Consider the following 572-nt stretch of genomic DNA (forward strand, 5'->3'; position numbering starts at 1 on the left):
ACACCGCCCGTCACGTCACGAAAGTCGGTAACACCCGAAGCCGGTGGCCCAACCCCTTGTGGGAGGGAGCTGTCGAAGGTGGGACTGGCGATTGGGACGAAGTCGTAACAAGGTAGCCGTACCGGAAGGTGCGGCTGGATCACCTCCTTTCTAAGGAGCACTTCTAGGCAGCCGCAAGGTTGTCCAGAGGCCAGTTCATCGGCGAACGTCCGATGCTGGTTGCTCATGGGTGGAACGTTGATTATTCGGTCCGGTTCACGGGTCGGAGGCTTGCGAGTACTGCTCTTCGGGGCGTGGAAAGCATGATCTCCGGGCGGGACCGGGTCGGGCACGCTGTTGGGTGTCTGAGGGTGCGAGCGTTTGCTCGTCCTTCTGATGCCGGCCCCAGTGAACTCCAGCCGTAAGGGTTGGGGGTGATGGGTGGCTGGTCGTTGTTTGAGAACTGCACAGTGGACGCGAGCATCTGTGGCCAAGTTTTTAAGGGCGCACGGTGGATGCCTTGGCACCAGGAACCGATGAAGGACGTGGGAGGCCACGATAGTCCCCGGGGAGTCGTCAACCAGGCTTTGATC

Annotated in this window: 2 rRNA genes; both read left to right on the forward strand. The window is 60.7% G+C overall.

Features of this window, described 5'->3' with window-relative positions:
* Window positions 1–150: ribosomal RNA gene (locus tag BG482_RS39945) — 16S ribosomal RNA — on the forward strand; the annotation flags it as partial.
* Window positions 151–467: 317 nt separating this feature from the next.
* A 23S ribosomal RNA gene (locus BG482_RS39950) occupies window positions 468–572 on the forward strand; the annotation flags it as partial.

The organism is Streptomyces sp. LUP30, from assembly GCF_001746365.1.
In the GTDB taxonomy this organism is placed as follows: Bacteria; Actinomycetota; Actinomycetes; order Streptomycetales; family Streptomycetaceae; genus Streptomyces.